The following is a 19,306-nucleotide window of genomic DNA, read 5'->3' as shown; positions in this document are numbered from 1 at the left end:
ACACGGGGCCAGAACGAAAAAACCGGCCGCAGCCGGTCTTCTTCGAGACGAAGGACGAGCCCCTGGGCGCGCCTTAGATGCTGGCTAGCGCTGTCGGGGCTGTGCTAAAGACCGTGCTAAAAACTGTGCTAGCAAACCCTGCTCATCCATCCTGCTCGCAATTGCTGCCGCTAGACTGGGAATCTAGTCCTGCTCGTGCTCAAGCAGCAGTTCGTCGTCGATCTCGGCGACTTCCAGCGGTGCCTCGTCATCCAGGTCGACCGCCAGGTAGCTGTGCTCGACGCGCACGAAGCGTTGGAACAGCGCCCAGTCGAGGGACTCGGGCCACTGGCGTCGATCCTCTTCCCAGGCCTGTAGCTCGGACTCAAGGATCTCCAGATAGCGTTCACGCACGAAGCCCTCGAGGGCCTCCGGTGAGTCCATCTCGGGAATCAGGTAGACGGTATTCTCGCGATCGACGTCCTCAAGGGTCAGGTCATCGTCGCCCACCGTGGGTTCCAGCGAGTTGATCCAGTCCACGAACAGCTGGGTCGGCTTGACGCTCAGAGCGGAGCGGTTGAGCAGTTTCATTGGACTCTCCTAGACTTGCCTGCCACGACGGCGAAACGCTGCCCATTATGGGTGCTGTGACCGCGCGTTACCAACACTTCCCGGCGCGCTCGGCGAATCCGAGCCACCGAGGCCGGGCGACCACCTCTCCCGATGTCTCCCGGCGACCGGGACGGCACCGGAGCGAACCTCTTTTTTCAGGGATGAAAAAAGGAGCGCCCATGGAAGGGTTCACCGCGTGTTCGCGATGGTGCTATCCCCGGGCGGCTCCTCCCCGGTCGATCATTCCACCTCGGGGCGCATCGCCGGGAACAGCAGTACGTCACGAATCGAGGCGCTGTCGGTAAACAGCATCACCAGGCGATCGATGCCGATGCCTTCGCCGGCGGTCGGCGGCAGGCCGTACTCGAGCGCACGCACATAGTCGGCGTCGTAGTACATGGCCTCGAGGTCACCAGCTTCCTTCTCGGCCACCTGGGCCTTGAAGCGTTCGGCCTGATCCTCGGCGTCATTGAGCTCCGAGAAGCCGTTGGCGATCTCGCGACCGCCGATGAAGAACTCGAAGCGGTCGGTGACGAAGGGATCTTCGTCATTGCGACGCGCCAGCGGGCTGACCTCGGCCGGGTAGGCGGTGATGAAGGTCGGCTGCTCGAGTTTTTCCTCGGCGACTTCCTCGAAGATTTCGGTGTGCAGCTTGCCGAGTCCCCAGCCATCCTTGACCTCGATGCCAAGCCGCTTGGAAAGCGCCCGGGCGGCCTCGAGGCTATCAAGTTCGGCATCCTGGATGCCCTCGCCGTGCTCGAGAATCGCCTGGCGCATGGTCAGGCGCTTGAAGGGCTTGTCCAGCTCGAAGGTGGTGCCCTGGTACTCGAGCGTGGTGGTACCGAGCACTTCGTTAGCGGCGTTGCGAATCATCTCTTCGGTCAGGTCGAGCAGGTCGAGATAATCCGCGTAGGCCCAGTAGAACTCGAGCATAGTGAACTCGGGATTGTGCCGGGTGGACAGCCCCTCGTTACGGAAGTTGCGGTTGATCTCGAAGACCCGCTCGAAGCCACCGACCACCAGTCGCTTGAGGTACAGCTCAGGGGCGATACGCAAGAACATGTCGATGTCCAGCGCATTGTGGTGGGTCTTGAAGGGTCGCGCGGTGGCGCCACCGGGGATCGCCTGCAGCATCGGCGTCTCGACTTCCATGAAGCCGCGCGTCTCGAAGAAACGCCGGATGGAGGAGATCACGCCGGCCCGCACCTCGAAGGTACGCCGCGAGTCCTGATTCATGATCAGATCGACATAACGCTGACGGTAGCGAGCTTCCTGATCGGTGAGGCCGTGGAACTTGTCAGGCAGCGGCCGCAGGCTCTTGGTCAGCAGTTGGGCCTCGTCCATCTTGACGTACAGATCGCCCTTGCCGGACTTATGCACCGGGCCGCGACCGGCGACGATATCGCCGATGTCCCAGCCCTTGATGTCGTCGAGCATCTCCGCAGGCAGCCCTTTCTTATCGACGTAGAGCTGAATCTGGGCAGACGAATCCTGGATGACGATAAAGGGGCCGCGCTTGCGCATGATGCGCCCGGCCACAGCCGCCTGGCGGTCAAGCGATTCGAGTTCTGCCTTGTCCTTGTCGCCAAGCTCGGCGTCGAGCTCGGTGGCCAGACTGTCGCGGCGAAAGTCGTTGGGGAAGGCGCTTGAGCCAGTGCGCTCGGCAAGCTCGCGACGCTCGGCCAGCTTGGTACGGCGCTCGGCGATCAGATGATTTTCATCGGGCGAAGTGGGATCTTGATGGGCCATTACGCTACCTGAAATGTGATGGGGCGACGGGTGTGTGAAACGGGCAGCATGGCGCTGCCCGTGTCGCTCACAGCCCTTGCTTGAGACTGGCTTCGATGAACTGATCCAGGTCCCCGTCGAGGACCTTCTCGCAGTTACTGGACTGTACGCCGGTGCGCAGGTCCTTGATCCGCTGGTCATCGAGGACGTAGGAACGGATCTGACTGCCCCAGCCGATGTCGGCCTTGGCTTCCTCGGCCTGCTGCTTGGCCGCGTTGCGCTCCTGCATCTCCCGTTCGTAGATCCGGGCCTTGAGCATCTTCATGGCCTGGTCACGGTTGGCATGCTGACTGCGCTGGTTCTGGCAGGCCACCACGATACCGGTCGGCTCGTGGGTGATACGCACCGCCGAATCGGTGGTGTTGACGTGCTGGCCGCCGGCGCCGCTGGAGCGATAGGTATCGGTGCGCAGGTCCGAAGGGTTGATGTCGACCTCGAAGCTGTCATCGATCTCGGGGGACACGAACACCGAGGCGAAGGACGTATGACGGCGGCCGCCGGAATCGAAGGGGCTCTTGCGCACCAGGCGATGCACGCCGGTCTCGGTGCGCAACCAGCCGAAGGCATGGTCACCCTGAACGTGAATGGTCGCCGACTTGATGCCCGCCACGTCTCCCGCCGAGACTTCGATGATATCGGCCTTGAAGCCGTGATGCTCGACCCAGCGCAGATACATGCGCAGCAGGATATTGCCCCAGTCCTGGGCCTCGGTGCCACCGGAGCCGGCCTGGATATCGAGATAGGCATTATTCTCGTCAAGATCACCGGAAAACATGCGCCGGAACTCGAGCTTGGCGAGACTCGCCTGGAGTCCCTCGAGCTCACGACTGACCTCATCGACGGTGTCCTGGTCCTCTTCCATCTCGGCGAGTTCCAACAGATCACCGTTATCGGCCAGGCCCTGCTCGAGGGCCTCGATCGTCTCGACCACGGCTTCCAGCGACGCCCGCTCCTTGCCGAGCTTCTGGGCATAGTCCGGATCGCTCCAGACGCTGGGATCCTCGAGCTCGCGGGTCACTTCCTCTAGCCGGTCTTTCTTCTCGGCATAGTCAAAGATACCCCCTCAGGACGTCTGTCCGTTCGGACAGGTCCTTGAGCTGGGTATGAATCGGGTTGGTCTCTAGCATGAATTCGCTGCCTGAGTTCTCTAGCAAGTAAAGATCCCGAGACGCCAAAACGTCTCGGGTGAAAAAGCGCCCCATTGTAGCGAACCCCGCGGCACCCGGCCATCCCGCTCGGACGCGTCACGGCGCGGGTATCGAATTCGTCGATGCGGTTATGCGCAATTTCGAATAGACCATCGCCGTGGGGTTGGACATGGTGGAAACAAGGGCCGGCTGGCCTCTCTACACAACAACAAGTCAAGGAGTGACTCATGCACAAGCCACGGATCACCATCAGCACCCTGCTGCTTGCCACGGGCCTGGCCGCCTCGCCCCTCCAGGCCGACACCCTGCGCCTCGCCATCATGGGCGAGCCCGCCTCACTGGACCCTCACAAGATCAGTGGTACCTGGGAAAACGATGTGGTCGGCGATCTTTTCGAGGGTCTGGTCACCGAGGCCGCAGACGGCGAACGCATTCCCGGCGTCGCGACATCCTGGGATGTCACCGAAGACGGCAAGACTTACACCTTCGAGTTGCGCGAGGATGCCAGGTGGTCCGACGGCACCCCGGTGACCGCCGAAGACTTCGTCTTCGCCTTTCGCCGCATTCTCGACCCGGCCACCGCCGCCAGCTACGCCTACCTGCTCTATCCCGTGAAAAACGCCGAGGCCGTCTACGGCGGAGACGCTGACCCCAGCACCCTGGGCATCGAGGCCCTTGACGCCAAGACCCTCGAGATCACCCTTGAGCGCTCCACACCCTACTTCCTCGATCAGTTGGCCCACTACACCGCCTATCCGCTGCCCAAGCACGTGGTGGAAAAATACGGTGACGACTGGTCAAAGCCCGACCACATGGTTTCCAACGGGGCCTTCGCCCTGGACGACTGGCAGTCGCAGACGCGCATCGAAGTCAGCCGCAACGCCTACTTCCACGACGCCGACGAGGTGGCGCTGGACGAGGTGGTGTACTTCCCCATCGAGGAACGCAACACCGCGCTGAACCGTTTCCGCGCCGGCGAGATCGACATCGCCCGGGAGTTCCCCACCCAGCAGTTCGACTGGCTCAAGGAGAACCTGCCCAAGGCCGTCCAGGTGGCGCCCTATCTCGGCATCTACTACTACGCGCTCAATACCCGTGATGGCCACGCCACGTCCGATCCTCGGGTACGTAAGGCGCTGAGCCTGGCGGTGCGCCGCGAGGTGATCACCAACAAGATTCTGGGCACCGGCGAAGAGCCTGCCTATAGTTTCGTGCCGCCGAACGTCAACCATTACGACGGCCCCGAACTCGACTTCGCCGACCTTTCTCAGCAGGAGCGCCTGACCCGGGCCCGCGAGCTGATGCAGGAGGCCGGCTACGGCCCCGACAATCCGCTCGCCCTGCGCCTGCGCTACAACACCAGCGAGGATCATCGCAAGGTTGCCATCGCCCTGGCCGCGATGTGGAAACCGCTGGGCGTCGAGGTGGAGCTCTATAACGCGGAAGTCGCGGTGCACTATGCCGACATTCGTCAGGGTGACTTCGACGTGGCGCGCGCCGGCTGGATCGGCGACTACAACGATGCCCAGAACTTCCTGAGTCTCTTGGAGAGCGACGTCGCGAACAACTACGGCGCCTACGAAAACGCTGACTTCGACGCCCTGATGAACGAAGCGGCCAGGACGCAGGACATGGATGCCCGCACCGACCTGATGGCCAAGGCGGAGGAGCTGGCCCTCGAGGACAATGCCACCCTGCCCCTCTACTACTACGTCTCACGCAACCTGGTCAGCCCCGAGCTGAACGGCTGGGAAACCAACATCGAGGATATCCACCGTTCGCGCTGGATAAGCTTCGAGGACTGATCCGCTCTTCTTCATCGTTGCGACTGTCCCCGGGCCCTCGCGGCTCGGGGCGCGAGGCCCCGTCATGCTCCGCTATACCCTGAAGCGCCTGCTGCAGGCGATTCCGACGCTATTGATCGTCATCACGCTGTCCTTCTTCCTGATGCACCTGGCGCCGGGCGGCCCCTTCGACGGCGAGCGCCAGCTGCCGCCGGAGATCGAGGCCAACCTGATGGCCAACTATCACCTGGATGAGCCCGTCTGGAAGCAGTACCTGAACTACATGGGCAACCTGCTGCAGGGCGATCTAGGGCCCTCCTTCAAGTACAAGGATTTCAGCGTCACCGAACTGGTGGCACAGGGCTTTCCCGTCAGCCTTGAACTCGGCATCTGGGCCGTCGGCCTGGCGTTGCTGATCGGTTTGCCCCTGGGAGTGATCGCCGCCCTCAGGCGCAACTCCACCATCGACTACCTGGTGATGGGCACGGCGCTGGCCGGGGTGGCGATTCCCAACTTCGTGATCGCCCCGCTGCTGGCACTGGTGTTCGGCGTTTTCCTCGGCTGGCTGCCGGTAGGCGGCTGGAACGAAGGGGCATGGCCCAACCTGGTACTGCCGGTGGTGGCGCTATCGATCCAGCAGATCGCCTACATCGCACGCATGATGCGCGCCAGCATGATCGAAGTACTCGGTAGCCACTTCATTCGCACCGCCCGCGCCAAGGGCCTCGCCGAAACCGAGGTGATATGGCGCCATGCCATGCGCCCGGCGATGCTGCCGGTGGTCTCCTATCTGGGGCCGGCCATCGCCGGCATCATCACCGGCTCCGTGGTGATCGAGCAGATATTCGGCATTCCCGGCATCGGCCGCTACTTCGTGCAGGCCGCGCTCAACCGTGACTACACCCTGGTGATGGGCACGGTAGTCTTCTACGGCGCCCTGATCGTGCTGCTCAATCTTCTCGTCGACCTGCTCTATTCGGCCCTGGATCCCCAGATTCGCTATGATGACTGATACCGCTGTTTCGACCCCCGATAGTGCCGGCGACAGCCTGGCTCGCGAGGCCTGGCGCCGGCTCAAGCAGAACAAGGCCGCCACCACCAGTCTGGTACTGCTGGCCCTGATCACCCTTGCCTGCGTCGCCGGCCCCTGGCTGACGCCCTGGGCACTGGACGAAGTGGACTGGAATGCCTTTCTGACCCCACCGAGCCCCGAGAACGGCCACTACGCCGGCACTGATGCCAACGGCCGCGACCTGCTGACCCGTGTCTTCCACGGCGGCCGTGTGTCGCTGTCCGTGGCCCTGGTGGCCACCTTCGTCTCACTAGTGATCGGCGTGCTCTATGGCGCCGTGGCCGGCTTCATCGGCGGACGCACCGACAACCTGATGATGCGTTTCGTCGACATCATGTACTCGCTGCCCTTCATGTTCCTGGTGATCCTGTTGATGGTGGTATTCGGTCGCAACATCCTGCTGATCTATGCCGCCATCGGCGCGGTCGAGTGGCTCGACATGTCGCGCATCGTGCGCGGCCAGGTGCTGGCCCTGAAGCGCCGCGAGTTCGTCGAGGCTGCCCAGGCACTGGGCGTGCGCAGCCACAAGATCGTCACCCGCCACCTGATTCCCAATGCCATCGGCCCGGTGATCGTCTACGTCACCCTGACCGTGCCCAAGGTGATCCTGCTCGAGAGCTTCCTGTCCTTCCTCGGGCTCGGCGTGCAGGAACCGCTGACCAGCTGGGGTGTACTGATCAGCGAGGGCAAGGACATGATGGAGACCGCCCCCTGGATGCTGCTGGTGCCCTCCGCCTTCCTGGCGGTGACCCTTTTGTGCCTCAACTTCCTGGGCGATGGCCTGCGCGACGCCCTCGATCCCAAGACCCGCTAACCCCGATCCGCTGAACGCGACCGCCAAGGAGGCTTCATGTCACAGCCACTGCTCGAGATCGATCGCCTGCGGGTCGACTTCGACCTGCCCGGCGGCACCGTTACCGCCGTCAAGGACTTGAGCTTCACGGTCCATGCGGGCGAGACCCTGGCCCTGGTCGGCGAATCCGGCTCCGGCAAGTCGGTGTCCTCCACCGCCGCCATGCGCCTGCTGCCAGAGCTTGCCAGGCCCGACGGCGCCATTCGCTGGCACGGCGGACAGCAGCCAGAGGATCTGCTGCTGGTCGGCGCCAAGCGCATGCGCCAGATTCGCGGCAACGAGATATCGATGATCTTTCAGGAGCCCATGACCTCGCTGAACCCGTTGCACCGGATAGGCCGACAGATCGTCGAGGTGCTAACCAAGCACACCGCCCTGCGCGGTTCCGCGGCACGAGAGCGCGCCTGCAGCCTGTTGGAGCAGGTCGGCATCCCCGACCCCGAACGGCGCCTGGGCAGCTATCCCCATGAGCTCTCCGGTGGCCAGCGCCAGCGGGTGATGATCGCCATGGCGCTGGCCTGCGAACCAAAGCTTCTGATTGCCGACGAGCCCACCACGGCGCTGGACGTTACCGTCCAGGCCCAGATCCTCTCTCTGCTGAAGGATCTGCAGCAGCGCTACGGCATGGCCATTCTGTTCATCACCCATGATCTCGGCATCGTGCGCCACTTCGCCGACCGGGTCTGCGTGATGCAACAGGGCGAGCGGGTCGAAAGCGGCCCTACCGCCGAGCTCTTTGCCGACCCGCAGCACGCCTACACCCGCATGCTGATCGACGCCGAGCCCCGAGGCCGTAAGGCACCGGTGCCCGACCAGACGCCGCTGCTGCTGGAGGCACACGATCTGCGCGTGCGCTTCCCGATGAAGAAGCGCCTGTTTCGGCCCGCCGATTACTTCGAGGCGGTGCGCGGCATTGATCTTTCCGTGAAGCGCGGCCAGACCCTGGGCATCGTCGGCGAGTCGGGCTCCGGCAAGTCGACGCTAGGGCGCGCCCTGCTGCGCCTGCTCGAGAGTCGAGGTGACATCCGCTTCGACGACACGGCCCTCGACGGCCTGGACACCGCCGCCATGCGGCCGCTGCGCTCAAGGATGCAGGTCGTCTTCCAGGACCCCTTCGGCTCGCTGTCGCCGCGCATGACGGTGGGCGAGATCATCGGTGAAGGCCTACGTGTCCACGCTCCCTTGCTGGGTCGCCGCGAGCGCGATGCCAGGGTCCAGGAGGCGCTAGCCGATGTCGCCCTGGATCCGGCCATGCGTCACCGCTACCCCCACGAATTTTCCGGGGGCCAGCGCCAGCGTATCGCCATCGCCCGCGCCCTGGTGCTCAAGCCCGAGCTCCTGCTACTGGACGAGCCTACCTCGGCGCTGGATCGCTCGGTGCAGGCCACGGTGATCGAGCTGCTGCGCGACCTGCAACACAAGCACGACCTTACCTACCTGTTCATCAGCCACGACCTGGCGGTGGTGCGAGCGCTGGCCGATAGCGTGCTGGTGATGAAGGACGGCGAGGTAGTCGAACAGGGCGATACCGAGGCGCTATTCAGCCAGCCTCGTCACACCTACACCCAGGAGCTGATGCGCGCCGCCTTCCTCGACCATCAGGCCGCCTGAGCCTCATCCAAACGCAACGACCCCGGCCATGAGCCGGGGTCGTTGGAGTGAGGATCAGGCCTTACGGGCCGTGATCAGAAGCGGTAGTCCATCGACAAAGCGAAGACATTCGCCGAGACGTCGTACTCGCCGGACAGGTTGCCTTTCCGGGCGTTCTCTTCCTTGGCGCCATCCTGATCGATCTTGCCGCCATCACCGAAGACACGCATGTAACCGGCGGTCACGCCGAGGTTCTCGGTCGCCTGATAGGTCGCGCCCAGCGTTGCCCAGGTACGATCGGCATCCGGCACCCGCGGCGTGCGGAATTCGGCACTCGGCACCGGCGTCTCGTCGTAGCCAAGGCCGGTGCGCAGCAGCCACTTGTCGGTCAGTGCGTAGTTGGCGCCCACCGAGTAGGCCCAGGAATCGTTCCAATTCTCGGTAGTGGTGCTGTCGCCGCCACTATCGAACTCCACCTTCAGTTCCTCAAAGGAACTCCAATCAGTCCAGCTGGCATTGGCCATCAGGGCAAGCCTGGGGGTCAGCTGGTGGAAGACACCGATATTGGCATTGGCCGGCGTCGAGATATCGGCCGTGCCACCGCCGTCCTCTAGCCCAGAATTGGCAAGCACTGTCTGGCCGGTGGAATTATCGCTGCTGTACTCCACTTCACCATCCAGGACCAGGTCGATCTCGGAACGGTAGCTAAGGCCCAGGCGCGTCTTGTCGGTGACCTGGAAGAGGGTACCCAGCGTATAGCCATACCCCCAGTCATCCCCGGTGACCTTGGCCTTGCCGTCGAACTGCCCTGCGGCAGTGGCAGGCAACAGCGATGCCTGGGCACCGAGCCCACCCAGATCGATCGCATTGGAGATGGTCGCGTCGCCGTGTTCGGCGATCAGGCCCGCCGCCACCGACCAGCGGTCGGTGACGCGGAAGTTGACGGTGGGCTGAATATCGATGGTGGTGAGCTCGGTCTCGATGGCGTGATAGCGCCCGATCCAGTCCTCGTCGTACTTGGTCGCGAGCCCATAGGGCGAGAAGATCGCCAGGCCCAGGTCGATACGCTCGCTGGCCTGTGTCTTGACGGCGAAGCTCGGCACCACGGCGCTCTCGCCGCCCTGACGGGAGCCGCCGTTGTCATAACTCAACGATGGCGCACTGGCGGGGCTCGCCTCGGCATCTTGCAGCTCGAAGTCGGCATCGATATAGGCGGCCCCGACGGAGAACTGGTTACCGTCGATATTGCCGATAGCGGCCGGGTTATAGGCCATAAAGCTTACATCTTCCGCGCCGGCGGCGGCGTTCGAAAGAGCGTTGGCCAGGGTCTTGGCGCTTTGTTCGCGCACCTGGAAGCCGGCGGCGAAAGCCTGGCTGGCCATCAGACCGGCAGAGGCAAGGGCAACGGCGATGGCGAGCTTGTTGGTCTTGTAATGCATCGTTTGGTGTCCTGTTTCAGGAAGGGCTGGCGTTCCTCACCCGCACCAGGCGAGCGGATACCTTACTTTTGGCGGAAAATGTCGCCCGGATCAAGAACAAACGATCGTTTTAATCCCAAATTTGCTCATACTTTAGCATCAGATTCCCATTCTCTTCGAACTTTCATAGACTTACACACCCCATCCGCCGACGCTGGCGACGGCATTAGCCTGCGCTTGACCTTTGTGTAACCCAAAGGTTTTACACTTGAAGCACCGAAGGCCGCGAGCGTCAGGAGACAGCCATGAAAGTCAGCGATTTGGCCAAAGCCGCCGGAGTAACGTCCGAGACGGTGCGCCACTACACCCGCGAGGGGTTGCTGGCCCCCGCCAAGGATCCCCATAACGGCTATCACCGCTTCGATAGCCAGGATCTCGAGCGACTGGCCTTCATCCAGCGTGCGCGCACCCTGGGGTTCAGCATCAAGGAGATTCACGAGATTCTTGACCATGCCGACCACGGCGATTCGCCCTGCCCGCTGGTACGCGACCTGCTGGCGAGCCGCCTGCCACAAATCCGTGAGCGCATTCAGGAACTAGAGGCGCTAGCGACACGCATGGAGCAGGCGCTGGACGCCTGGGCCGACATGCCTGACGGCACCCCCGATGGTCACAGCCTGTGCAGGCTGATCGAGAGCCTGCCCGCCCCATCGACCGACAAGGCGGCCTCCAACACCGCCAAGGAGGAGGCATGAAACCACCTAATGATGAGCCAAAGCGGCCATTGCCAACGCTTGAACGCCATATCCCCGGCATGAGCTGTCAGGGGTGCGTATCGCGCATGCGCAAGGCCATCCAGGCCGAAGACCCGGACGCTGACGTAACCGGCGAGCCAGGCGAGAAGCGCCTCGACGTCACCACCCGCCTTGATGGCGAGCGAGTCGATGCCCTGCTCAAGGACGCCGGCTATCCGGCCGACGAGGTAGCCAGTTCCGGCACTACGACGGCCGACAGCGCAGCGGACGCCCCGGCGCCAGGCTCCGAACAGGCATTGGCCCCAGAGCCGCAAGCCACCGCGCCGAATGAACAGCCCGCACACGACCGGGCGAAGAGCGTGCGTCTATCGCTCTCCGGCATGACCTGTGCAAGCTGCGTGAAGAGCATTCAGCAGGCCCTGGAGCGCACCTCAGGCGTCACTGAGGCCGAGGTCAATTTCGCCAGTCAAACGGCTCAGGTACGCGGTAGCGCCAGCACTCAGACGCTCATTGAGGCCGTCGAACGTGCAGGCTATGGCGCCTCGCCCATCGAGGATCTGCGACAGGCCGAGGCACGGCGCGCCGAAAACGATCGCAAGGCCTACCGCCAGCGCCGGCGCGGCAGCCTGATGGCGCTGGCGCTGGCCGTGCCACTGATGATCGCCATGTTCTTCCATCACCCCGACCCTACGGGAGCAGAACGGGGCGTCTGGGGTGTGATCGGCCTGCTGACACTGGGGGTGCTGGCGGGTCCGGGCAGACATTTCTTTGTCAACGCCGCCAAGGCGCTGCGCCATCATGAAGCCAACATGGACACCCTGGTGGCCATGGGTACCGGCACCGCCTGGTTGTATTCCATGGCCGTGGTGATCTTCGCGCCCTGGCTACCCGAGGCGGCCCATAGCCTGTACTTCGAGGCATCAACCATGATCATCGGGCTGATCCTTGCCGGCAACGCCCTGGAACTCAAGGCCCGAGGCCGCACCAGCGAGGCCCTTGGCCGCCTGCTCGAGCTGCAATCAAGCACCGCGCGGGTGATCCGCGACGGCAAGGAGCAGGATGTCGAGATCGATGCCGTACGCACGGGTGATCGCATCCGCGTACGCCCCGGCGAGCGCCTGCCGGTAGATGGAGAGGTCGAGGAAGGCGAGAGCCATGTCGATGAGTCGATGCTCACTGGCGAGCCGCAGGCGGTCGCCAAAGGCACGGGCGATGAGGTCAGCGCCGGTACCGTCAACGGTCGCGGCAGCCTGATCTATCGCGCCACCCGGGTCGGTGCCGACACCCGGCTTGGCCGCATCACCGACCAGGTCGCCCGCGCCCAAGGTTCACGCCCGCCGATCGGCGCCCTGGCCGACCGGGTCGCTGGCGTCTTCGTGCCCACGGTGATGATCGTCGCAGTCGCCACGGCGCTGGTCTGGTTCAACGTCGGCCCCGAGCCCCGGGTGCTGCACATGCTGATCACCGCCACAGCGGTACTGATCATTGCCTGCCCCTGCGCCCTGGGGCTAGCCACGCCGCTCTCGACCATGATCGGGGTCGGCAAGGCCGCCGAGCACGGCGTGCTGATACGAAACGGTGAGGCTCTGCAGATGGCAAGCAGCCTGACCACGCTGGTGGTGGACAAGACCGGCACTCTCACCGAGGGCAAGCCGCGTGTCACCGAAACACAATTCCTCGATGAGCAGGCCGATGCAACGCAGACACTTGGCTTTATTGCAGGGCTCGAGCAGGGCTCGGAACACCCGCTGGCAACGGCCCTGCTGGCGCATGCCGAGCAGGAGAGAGCGACGCCAGCCACCGTCACAGACTTCACCAGCGTGACCGGTGGCGGCGTCAAGGCGACCACCGAACAAGGGCAGTCGCTGCTGCTCGGCAACGCCAGACTGCTCAAGGACCAGGGTGTGGACCTGGCCCCGGGCGAGGCCATCGTCGAGCAGCTCGAAGGTAAGGCACGCACCGTGGTGCAGCTGGCCGTCGATGGCCGACTCGCGGCCGTCTTCGGCATCAGTGATCCCCTACGTAAGGACAGCCGCGCGGCTGTTCTACGCCTGCAGAAAGATGGACTCAAGGTGGTGATGCTGACCGGCGATAACGCCCATACCGCCGCTGCCATCGGCCAGGAAGTGGGCATCGACGAGGTGCGCGCCGGACTGCTGCCCGAGGACAAACATGCCGAGATCGAACGTCTTCAGGCCAATGGCGAAGTCGTGGGGATGGTCGGCGATGGCATCAACGACGCCCCAGCACTGGCTCAAGCCAACGTCGGTTTCGCGATCGGTCAGGGCACCGACGTGGCCATCGAGAGCGCCGGTATTACCTTGATGAGAAGCTCGCTTAACGGCGTAGCCGATGCCATCGAGATCAGTCGCGCGACCCTTGCCAACATCAAGCAGAACCTGTGGGGCGCCTTTGGCTATAACACCCTCTGCATCCCCATCGCGGCGGGCGTCCTCTACCCCGCCACCGGTTGGCTGCTGTCGCCGATGATCGCCGCGGCGGCCATGTCGCTGTCATCGGTCACGGTGGTCACCAACGCCAATCGGCTGCGCCGCTTCCGGCCCTTGTCCGGGACCTCATCGCAGTCCGCAGACGCGTCCGTCGGCAGCGATAAGCAGGAGGCTCATTCATGACGCTACTGATCAACCTCGGCGGTATCGCACTGATCGGCGCCATCGCCTGGTGGTTCTGGATCAGCTGACACCGATATAGCGGCCGGGTTTGTGATTGAGGGCGATGATCAGGTTCATGGTCACCGCTCCCAGCACCGATAGCGCGATACTGTCAGGGTCGAGCACCAGGAAAGACAGACCCAGGATCAGCATATCGACACCGAGCTGCACGTAGCCGGCCCGCCAGCCATAACGCTCCTGCAGATACAGCGCGAGAATGTTGATGCCGCCAAGGCTGGTACGATGACGAATCAGCACCAGCAGGCCGATACCCAGCAGACTGCCGCCGATCACCGCCGCATAGACGGGATTTAGCGACGCGATATCAACCCAGCCAGGCGTCAGGGTGGCGAAGAGCGACAGCAGCGCCGTGGCGGCGAAGGTGCGCAGGGTGAAGGACCAGCCCATGCGCTTGATCGCCAGGTAGTAGAAGGGCAAGTTGATGAGAAAGAACATGCCACCGAAACCGACCCCGGTGACGTACTGGGCGAGCAGGGCCAGGCCGGCGGTGCTGCCGGCGAGCAGCATCGCCTGGGAATAGAAGGTCACCCCCAGCGCGACCAGCAGGGTGCCGAGCAGCATCGCCAGCACGTCTTCGTGGGGCCGGTGAGGGTCCTGAGGCAGGTCTTCGGGCTCGACGTCTTCAAGCTCGGGGCGCGCACTCTCAGCGCCCTCACTCTCACCAGGGCTCGCCTGCTCGTCATTCTCTTGCGGCGAGACCGGGATGGCCTCGTCATCCTCAAGGCGCTGGGATTCCCTACGCATATCGCTCATCGGCGGCCTCCTCGGCCAAGTCATCCAAAGGGAACAGGGGCCAGCTCAGGCCGGGCTCAGCGACTCGGCGTGCTCGATCATCAGCTGCAGGGACTCGCGCCCCTTCCAGCGGTTGCGATTGAGCTTGAAAGCACAGCGCAGCCGGTCGCCAAGCCCGAAGGCCGGCACCTCGCCAGGCGTCAGGGCGCGAAACCAGATCGCGCGCACCGTGCTATGGCCATGGCCGAGTTCCAGCATCAAATGGCTGCCATCGGCGCCCACCGGACGCAGTGCCTCGACCAGAAAGTCGCCTTCAAATAACGGCGCCTCGAACTCGCGGCCGAAGGGTGCCAGCCGCGCCAACTCATCGAGGGTGGCAAGCGACAGTTGCTCCGGCGTCAGCGTCCCATCGGTTAAGACACAGGGGTAAAGCTCACGTCCGCCGAGCTGCTCGCCCGCCGCCTGCCAGATCGCCCGGCGGAACTCATCGAGCCGTTCACGGGGCAGGCCAATACCAGCCGCCCCGCGATGGCCACCGAAGCGTGGCAACGCCTCCGGCGCCAGGTCATGGGCCCGCTGCAGGGCATCACGCAGATGAAGGCCTTCGATGGAGCGCCCGGAGCCGGTCAGCATGCCGGCCGTCGCCGCCGGGGTCAGCACCAGTGCCGGGCGGCCGAAGGCCTGGACCAGGCGTGAGGCGACGATGCCCTGCACGCCGGCATGCCCGGTCTCCAGAAAGATCACCAATGCCGGCACGTCGTCGGCGAGCTGGTCGGCGGCCAGGACCTTGGCCTCCTCGGCCATCTCGGCTTCGATGGCCTTGCGCGACTGGTTATCCTGATCCAGCACCTCGAGATGGCGCGCCGCTGTGCCATCGTCGGCGGCCAGCATGAAGTGCAGCGCCGCATAGGGATCATCGAGGCGCGAGCGGGCGTTGATGCGCGGCCCCATCTGAAAAGCCAGGGTCTCGGCGTCGAAGGGCACGCTGTCCGGGCCAAGGCGCGTGGCCATGGTCCGCCAGCAAGCGGCTTCCATGCGGTTGATCAGGGTCAGGCCGTGATTGACGACGGCGCGGTTGGCCGCACTCCCACCCAGCGACACACAGTCGGCGACAGTGCCCAGCGCCACATAGGAGAGCCAGGGCGAGAGCTTGGGCGTCGAAGACGACAGGACGCCCCAGTCGATCAGCACCTGGCGAGCCAGTGACATGGTCAGCCAGGCGACCATGCAACCGGCGATGGTCGGGTCCGGATAATCGCAGTCGTCCCGCGTCGGGTTGACGGTGGCATAGGCCGAGGCCGGCGGCCCCTCCTGCGGCAAGGCGTGGTGGTCGGTGACCACGACGTCGAGCCCTGCCTCCTTGAGCCTTGCGATGCGCGGCTCATCGCTACTGCCACAGTCGGCGGTGATCACAAGCCTGGGGCCCGGCGACAGCTGAAGGGTGCGTTCGACCAGCGGCAGGCTGATGCCATACCCGTCATTGATGCGGTGGCCGATCAGGCTGTGCAGACGCGATTCCGGCACCCCGAACAGCTCGTTGAGGGTGCGCCTTATCACCACGTGCGAGGTAATGCCGTCGACGTCGTAGTCGGTGAGGATGCCGATATGCTCCCCCTCGACCACCGCCTGGGCGATGCGCTCGGCGGCGCGGCGGGCATCCTTCAGCCGTTCCGGGTGTGCGAGGTGGCGAAGGCTTGGCGACACCAGCGGCGCAATCTCGCCTTGATAGCCGGCAAGCCGCCCGGCCAGCACCCGTGCCTGCAGCTCGCTAAGCCCCTCGCGCTGGGCGCGGGCATAGAGCGCCTCGTCACGCGGGCGCGGGGCGAGGCGCGGCTTGAGCGAGGTGACAGGCGGTGTCGAAAGCGAGGCGGATTCCACAGCGGCTCCTCAAGGGGATACGGGAAGCGAATGACAAAAAACGCCCGGCGGACCGGGCGTCATGACGACTCGAGAAGTAAAGCCTCGAGGGGTGACGGCTCAGCGGCGCTGCTCGGCAACGAAGCGCTGTACCGCGTCGAGCTCGGCGGGCAGCACCGTGTAGCGCTCCTCGCGCTCGAGCAGGTCATCCATGTGCGGCGGCAACGGTACCCCCGGGAAACCGGCCTTGACCACTGCTTCGGCGAACTTCGCCGGGTGGGCGGTGGCGAGCGTAATCATCGGCGTTGCCGCATCGGCACGCGCACGCTCGGCGGCCCGGTAACCGGTCGCGGTGTGCGGATCGAGCACCTCATGGGTGCGATGATGCGCCTCGCGGATCACCTCGAGGATGGTGGCATCGTCGACGCTGTGGCTTGCAAACTTCTCGCGCAACTTGGCAAGCGGCGCCTCGGCAAGCGCCGTGGGCTCATCCTGAAAGCGCTCGAGCAGGGCCGCCACGGCATGGCCGTCGCGGTCATAGGCATCGAAGAGCAGCCGTTCGAAGTTCGACGAGACCACGATATCCATCGACGGCGCCAAGGTCGCAGCGAGCTCCTGCTTGGAGAAGTCGTTGGCGGCGAGCGTCCGGTGCAGAATGTCGTTGGCGTTGGTGGCGATGATGAACTGCTTGACCGGCAGCCCCATCTTGTAAGCCATGTAGCCGGCGAAGACATTGCCGAAGTTCGCCGACGGAACGCTGAAGCTGACCTCACGGTGCGGCGCACCAACCGCCACGGCAGAAGCCACGTAGTAGACGATCTGGGCCATGATCCGCGCCCAGTTGATCGAATTGACCGCCACCAGCCGGGTGCCATTCAGGAAGTCCTGATTGGCGAAGCTTGACTTGACCATCGCCTGGGCGTCGTCGAAATTGCCTTCGATGGCAACGTTGAAGACGTTATCGGCCAGCACCGTGGTCATCTGGCGACGCTGCACCTCCGAGACCCGGTTGTGCGGGTGGAGAATGAAGATATCCAGGTTGTCGCAGTGGCGGCAGCCCTCGATAGCCGCCGAGCCGGTGTCGCCTGAGGTCGCCCCCATGATCACCGCGCGCTCGCCGCGCTTGTCCAGGAAGTGGTCGAGCAGCCGGCCCAGCAGCTGAAGCGCCACGTCCTTGAAGGCAAGCGTCGGGCCATGGAACAGCTCGAGCAGGAAGTGGTTGGCGTCGAGCTGATTCAGCGGCACCACGGCATCGTGGCTGAAGGTCGCGTAGGCGTCCTTGACCAGGCCACGGAAGGTATCATCATCGATCTCGCCGTTGACGAACGGCTTCATCACCCGAAAGGCGATCTCGGCATAGGAGCAGCCGGCCATGTCGGCCAGTTCTTCCTTTGACAGCTGAGGGACGGTTTCAGGCACGTAGAGGCCGCCGTCGCTGGCCATACCGGTCAGCACGACCTCCTCGAAGGACAGTGCGGGCGCCTGCCCGCGGGTACTGATATAACGCATCGTTCGATCCTGTGTTCGCGTCCCGCCCTCACTGGGCGAGACACGTTGTCCAGCGCACGATCGGCCCGCCGCTCGTGGTGACGGGCAGGCCTGCCGATTGTCGTTGTTAGGCTTTGTCTAGGCGTCCTCGTCGAGGGTCTCGACGCGGATACGAGTTACGGAGCCGGCGATATCGGCCAGCGATTCGAGCTGACGAATGACCTCGTTCATATGCTTCTCGCGGGTGCGATGTGTCAGCAGGATGATCGGCACCAGCTCGCCTTCGATGGCTTCCTTCTGCATGATCGCCTCGATGGAGATGCCCTGCTCGGAGAGGATCGTCGCCACGCGCGCCAGCACGCCGGGGCGGTCAACCGCCAACAGACGCAGGTAATAGGCGGTGGTGATCTCTTCCATGGGCAGGATCGGCAGATCGTTATCGCCATCGCCGATGCCACTGAAGGCGAGATAGGGCACCCGGTAGGTATGCTCGGTGCTGATATCACGGGCAACATCCAGCAGGTCGGCGACCACTGCCGAGGCGGTCGGCTCAGCACCGGCACCCGCACCGTAATAAAGTGTCGGCCCCACGGCGTCGCCCATGACCTCGATGGCATTCTTGACGCCGTTGACGTTGGCCATCAGGCATTCCTTGGGGACCAGCGCCGGATGAACGCGCAGTTCGAAGCCGGCCTCGGTGCGCTTGGAGATGCCCAGGTGTTTGATGACGTAGCCGAGGTTGTCGGCCTGCTCGACGTCGTCGAAGGTGATCCGCGAGATGCCTTCGGTGTAGGCCTTGTCGAACTGCAGCGGCACGCCGTAGGCGATGGACGCCAGAATGGTCAGCTTGTGCGCGGCATCGATGCCTTCGACATCGAAGGTCGGGTCGGCTTCGGCATACCCCAGCGCCTGGGCCTCGGCCAGCACGTCTTCGAAGGCGCGGCCTTCGTCACGCATATGGGTGAGGATATAGTTGCCGGTGCCATTGATGATGCCGGCCAGCCACTCGATGCGATTGGCGCCCAAGCCCTCGCGCAGTGACTTGATCACCGGGATACCGCCGGCGACCGCCGCCTCGAAGGCCACGATGACCCCCTTCTCGTGGGCAGCCTGGAAAATCTCGTTGCCGTGAACCGCGATCAGCGCCTTGTTGGCCGTAACCACGTGCTTGCCGTTTTCGATGGCGGTCAGTACCAGTTCGCGGGCCACTTCGTAGCCGCCGATCAGCTCGACCAGCACATCGATATCGGGATTACGGGCCACGTCGAACACATCGCCGGTGGTCTTGACGCCGGTGGTATCGCAGTGGGGATTCTCGCGACGCATCGCCACCTGCTCAATGACGATCGGACGCCCGGCCCGACGCGCGATATCATCGGCGTTGCGCATCAGCACATTGAAGGTACCGCCACCCACAGTACCCAGTCCACAGATTCCCACTCTGACCGATTTCAACGTTTTGCTCCCTTTACACAGGTGTTCGATTGTTCGTCTTGTCGACGACCGTGGTGCAAGGACGGCAAGACGAATCGCCGCC

The 19,306-nt window shown here is 64.1% G+C and carries 14 protein-coding genes; 6 read left to right on the top strand and 8 right to left on the bottom strand.

The window, feature by feature from the left end; translation table 11 throughout:
* Positions 1-183: 183 nt before the first annotated feature.
* From ETC27_RS13375 to prfB, 3 genes are all read right to left on the bottom strand, one after another.
* On the bottom strand, positions 184-570 hold the full coding sequence (locus tag ETC27_RS13375; RefSeq protein ID WP_136255512.1) for a hypothetical protein: 387 nt from the start codon (positions 568-570) through the stop codon (positions 184-186).
* Between the two features lie 261 nt (positions 571-831).
* On the bottom strand, positions 832-2,340 hold the full coding sequence (gene lysS, locus ETC27_RS13370) for a lysine--tRNA ligase (RefSeq protein ID WP_136255511.1): 1,509 nt from the start codon (positions 2,338-2,340) through the stop codon (positions 832-834).
* Positions 2,341-2,407: 67 nt separating this feature from the next.
* A protein-coding gene (gene prfB / locus ETC27_RS13365; RefSeq protein WP_136255510.1) for a peptide chain release factor 2 occupies positions 2,408-3,506 on the bottom strand; the annotation gives its coding sequence in 2 pieces (ribosomal slippage) (positions 2,408-3,430 and positions 3,432-3,506; 1,098 coding nt in all).
* A gap of 248 nt (positions 3,507-3,754) precedes the next feature.
* On the opposite strand from prfB, the gene ETC27_RS13360 reads away from it, so the two are divergent.
* The 4 genes from ETC27_RS13360 (at position 3,755) to ETC27_RS13345 (ending at position 8,847) form a co-directional block, all read left to right on the top strand.
* The gene (locus ETC27_RS13360) at positions 3,755-5,332 is read left to right on the top strand and encodes a peptide ABC transporter substrate-binding protein (protein ID WP_136255509.1); all 1,578 of its coding nucleotides are present in this window, start codon (positions 3,755-3,757) and stop codon (positions 5,330-5,332) included.
* Positions 5,333-5,396: 64 nt separating this feature from the next.
* Positions 5,397-6,323 carry an oligopeptide ABC transporter permease OppB gene (oppB, locus tag ETC27_RS13355; protein WP_136255508.1) on the top strand — a complete coding sequence of 309 codons (927 nt, stop codon included), beginning with the start codon at positions 5,397-5,399 and terminating at the stop codon, positions 6,321-6,323.
* Positions 6,313-7,197 carry an ABC transporter permease gene (locus ETC27_RS13350; protein ID WP_136255507.1) on the top strand — a complete coding sequence of 295 codons (885 nt, stop codon included), beginning with the start codon at positions 6,313-6,315 and terminating at the stop codon, positions 7,195-7,197. The genes oppB and ETC27_RS13350 overlap by 11 nt, the downstream gene beginning before the upstream one ends.
* 36 nt (positions 7,198-7,233) lie before the next feature.
* Positions 7,234-8,847: an ABC transporter ATP-binding protein gene (locus ETC27_RS13345; RefSeq protein ID WP_136255506.1), complete on the top strand. Its 1,614-nt coding sequence runs from the start codon at positions 7,234-7,236 to the stop codon at positions 8,845-8,847.
* A gap of 74 nt (positions 8,848-8,921) precedes the next feature.
* Here the strand turns inward: ETC27_RS13345 and ETC27_RS13340 are convergent, their stop codons facing one another.
* A complete protein-coding gene (locus ETC27_RS13340; protein ID WP_136255505.1) occupies positions 8,922-10,265 on the bottom strand; it encodes an OmpP1/FadL family transporter in 1,344 nt (447 codons plus the stop codon).
* A gap of 284 nt (positions 10,266-10,549) precedes the next feature.
* On the opposite strand from ETC27_RS13340, the gene ETC27_RS13335 reads away from it, so the two are divergent.
* Positions 10,550-10,999 carry a MerR family transcriptional regulator gene (locus ETC27_RS13335; protein WP_136255504.1) on the top strand — a complete coding sequence of 150 codons (450 nt, stop codon included), beginning with the start codon at positions 10,550-10,552 and terminating at the stop codon, positions 10,997-10,999.
* Complete coding sequence (locus tag ETC27_RS13330) at positions 10,996-13,632, top strand: heavy metal translocating P-type ATPase (protein ID WP_240724915.1); 2,637 nt, start codon at positions 10,996-10,998, stop codon at positions 13,630-13,632. The genes ETC27_RS13335 and ETC27_RS13330 overlap by 4 nt, the downstream gene beginning before the upstream one ends.
* A gap of 60 nt (positions 13,633-13,692) precedes the next feature.
* Here ETC27_RS13330 and ETC27_RS13325 read toward each other — a convergent pair whose 3' ends face one another.
* The 4 genes from ETC27_RS13325 to ETC27_RS13310 form a co-directional block, all read right to left on the bottom strand.
* Complete coding sequence (locus ETC27_RS13325) at positions 13,693-14,253, bottom strand: YitT family protein (RefSeq protein ID WP_240724920.1); 561 nt, start codon at positions 14,251-14,253, stop codon at positions 13,693-13,695.
* Between the two features lie 237 nt (positions 14,254-14,490).
* Complete coding sequence (recJ, locus tag ETC27_RS13320; RefSeq protein ID WP_136255503.1) at positions 14,491-16,302, bottom strand: single-stranded-DNA-specific exonuclease RecJ; 1,812 nt, start codon at positions 16,300-16,302, stop codon at positions 14,491-14,493.
* A 99-nt stretch (positions 16,303-16,401) separates the two neighbouring features.
* Complete coding sequence (gene thrC, locus ETC27_RS13315) at positions 16,402-17,790, bottom strand: threonine synthase (protein ID WP_136255502.1); 1,389 nt, start codon at positions 17,788-17,790, stop codon at positions 16,402-16,404.
* A gap of 117 nt (positions 17,791-17,907) precedes the next feature.
* Complete coding sequence (locus ETC27_RS13310) at positions 17,908-19,224, bottom strand: homoserine dehydrogenase (protein WP_136255501.1); 1,317 nt, start codon at positions 19,222-19,224, stop codon at positions 17,908-17,910.
* Between the last annotated feature and the right edge of the window lie 82 nt (positions 19,225-19,306).

The organism is Onishia niordana (assembly GCF_004798965.1).
Taxonomy (GTDB): Bacteria; Pseudomonadota; Gammaproteobacteria; order Pseudomonadales; family Halomonadaceae; genus Onishia; species Onishia niordana.
Note: the sequence above shows the minus strand (reverse complement) of the source record. Positions and strands in the feature narration are given on the sequence as shown.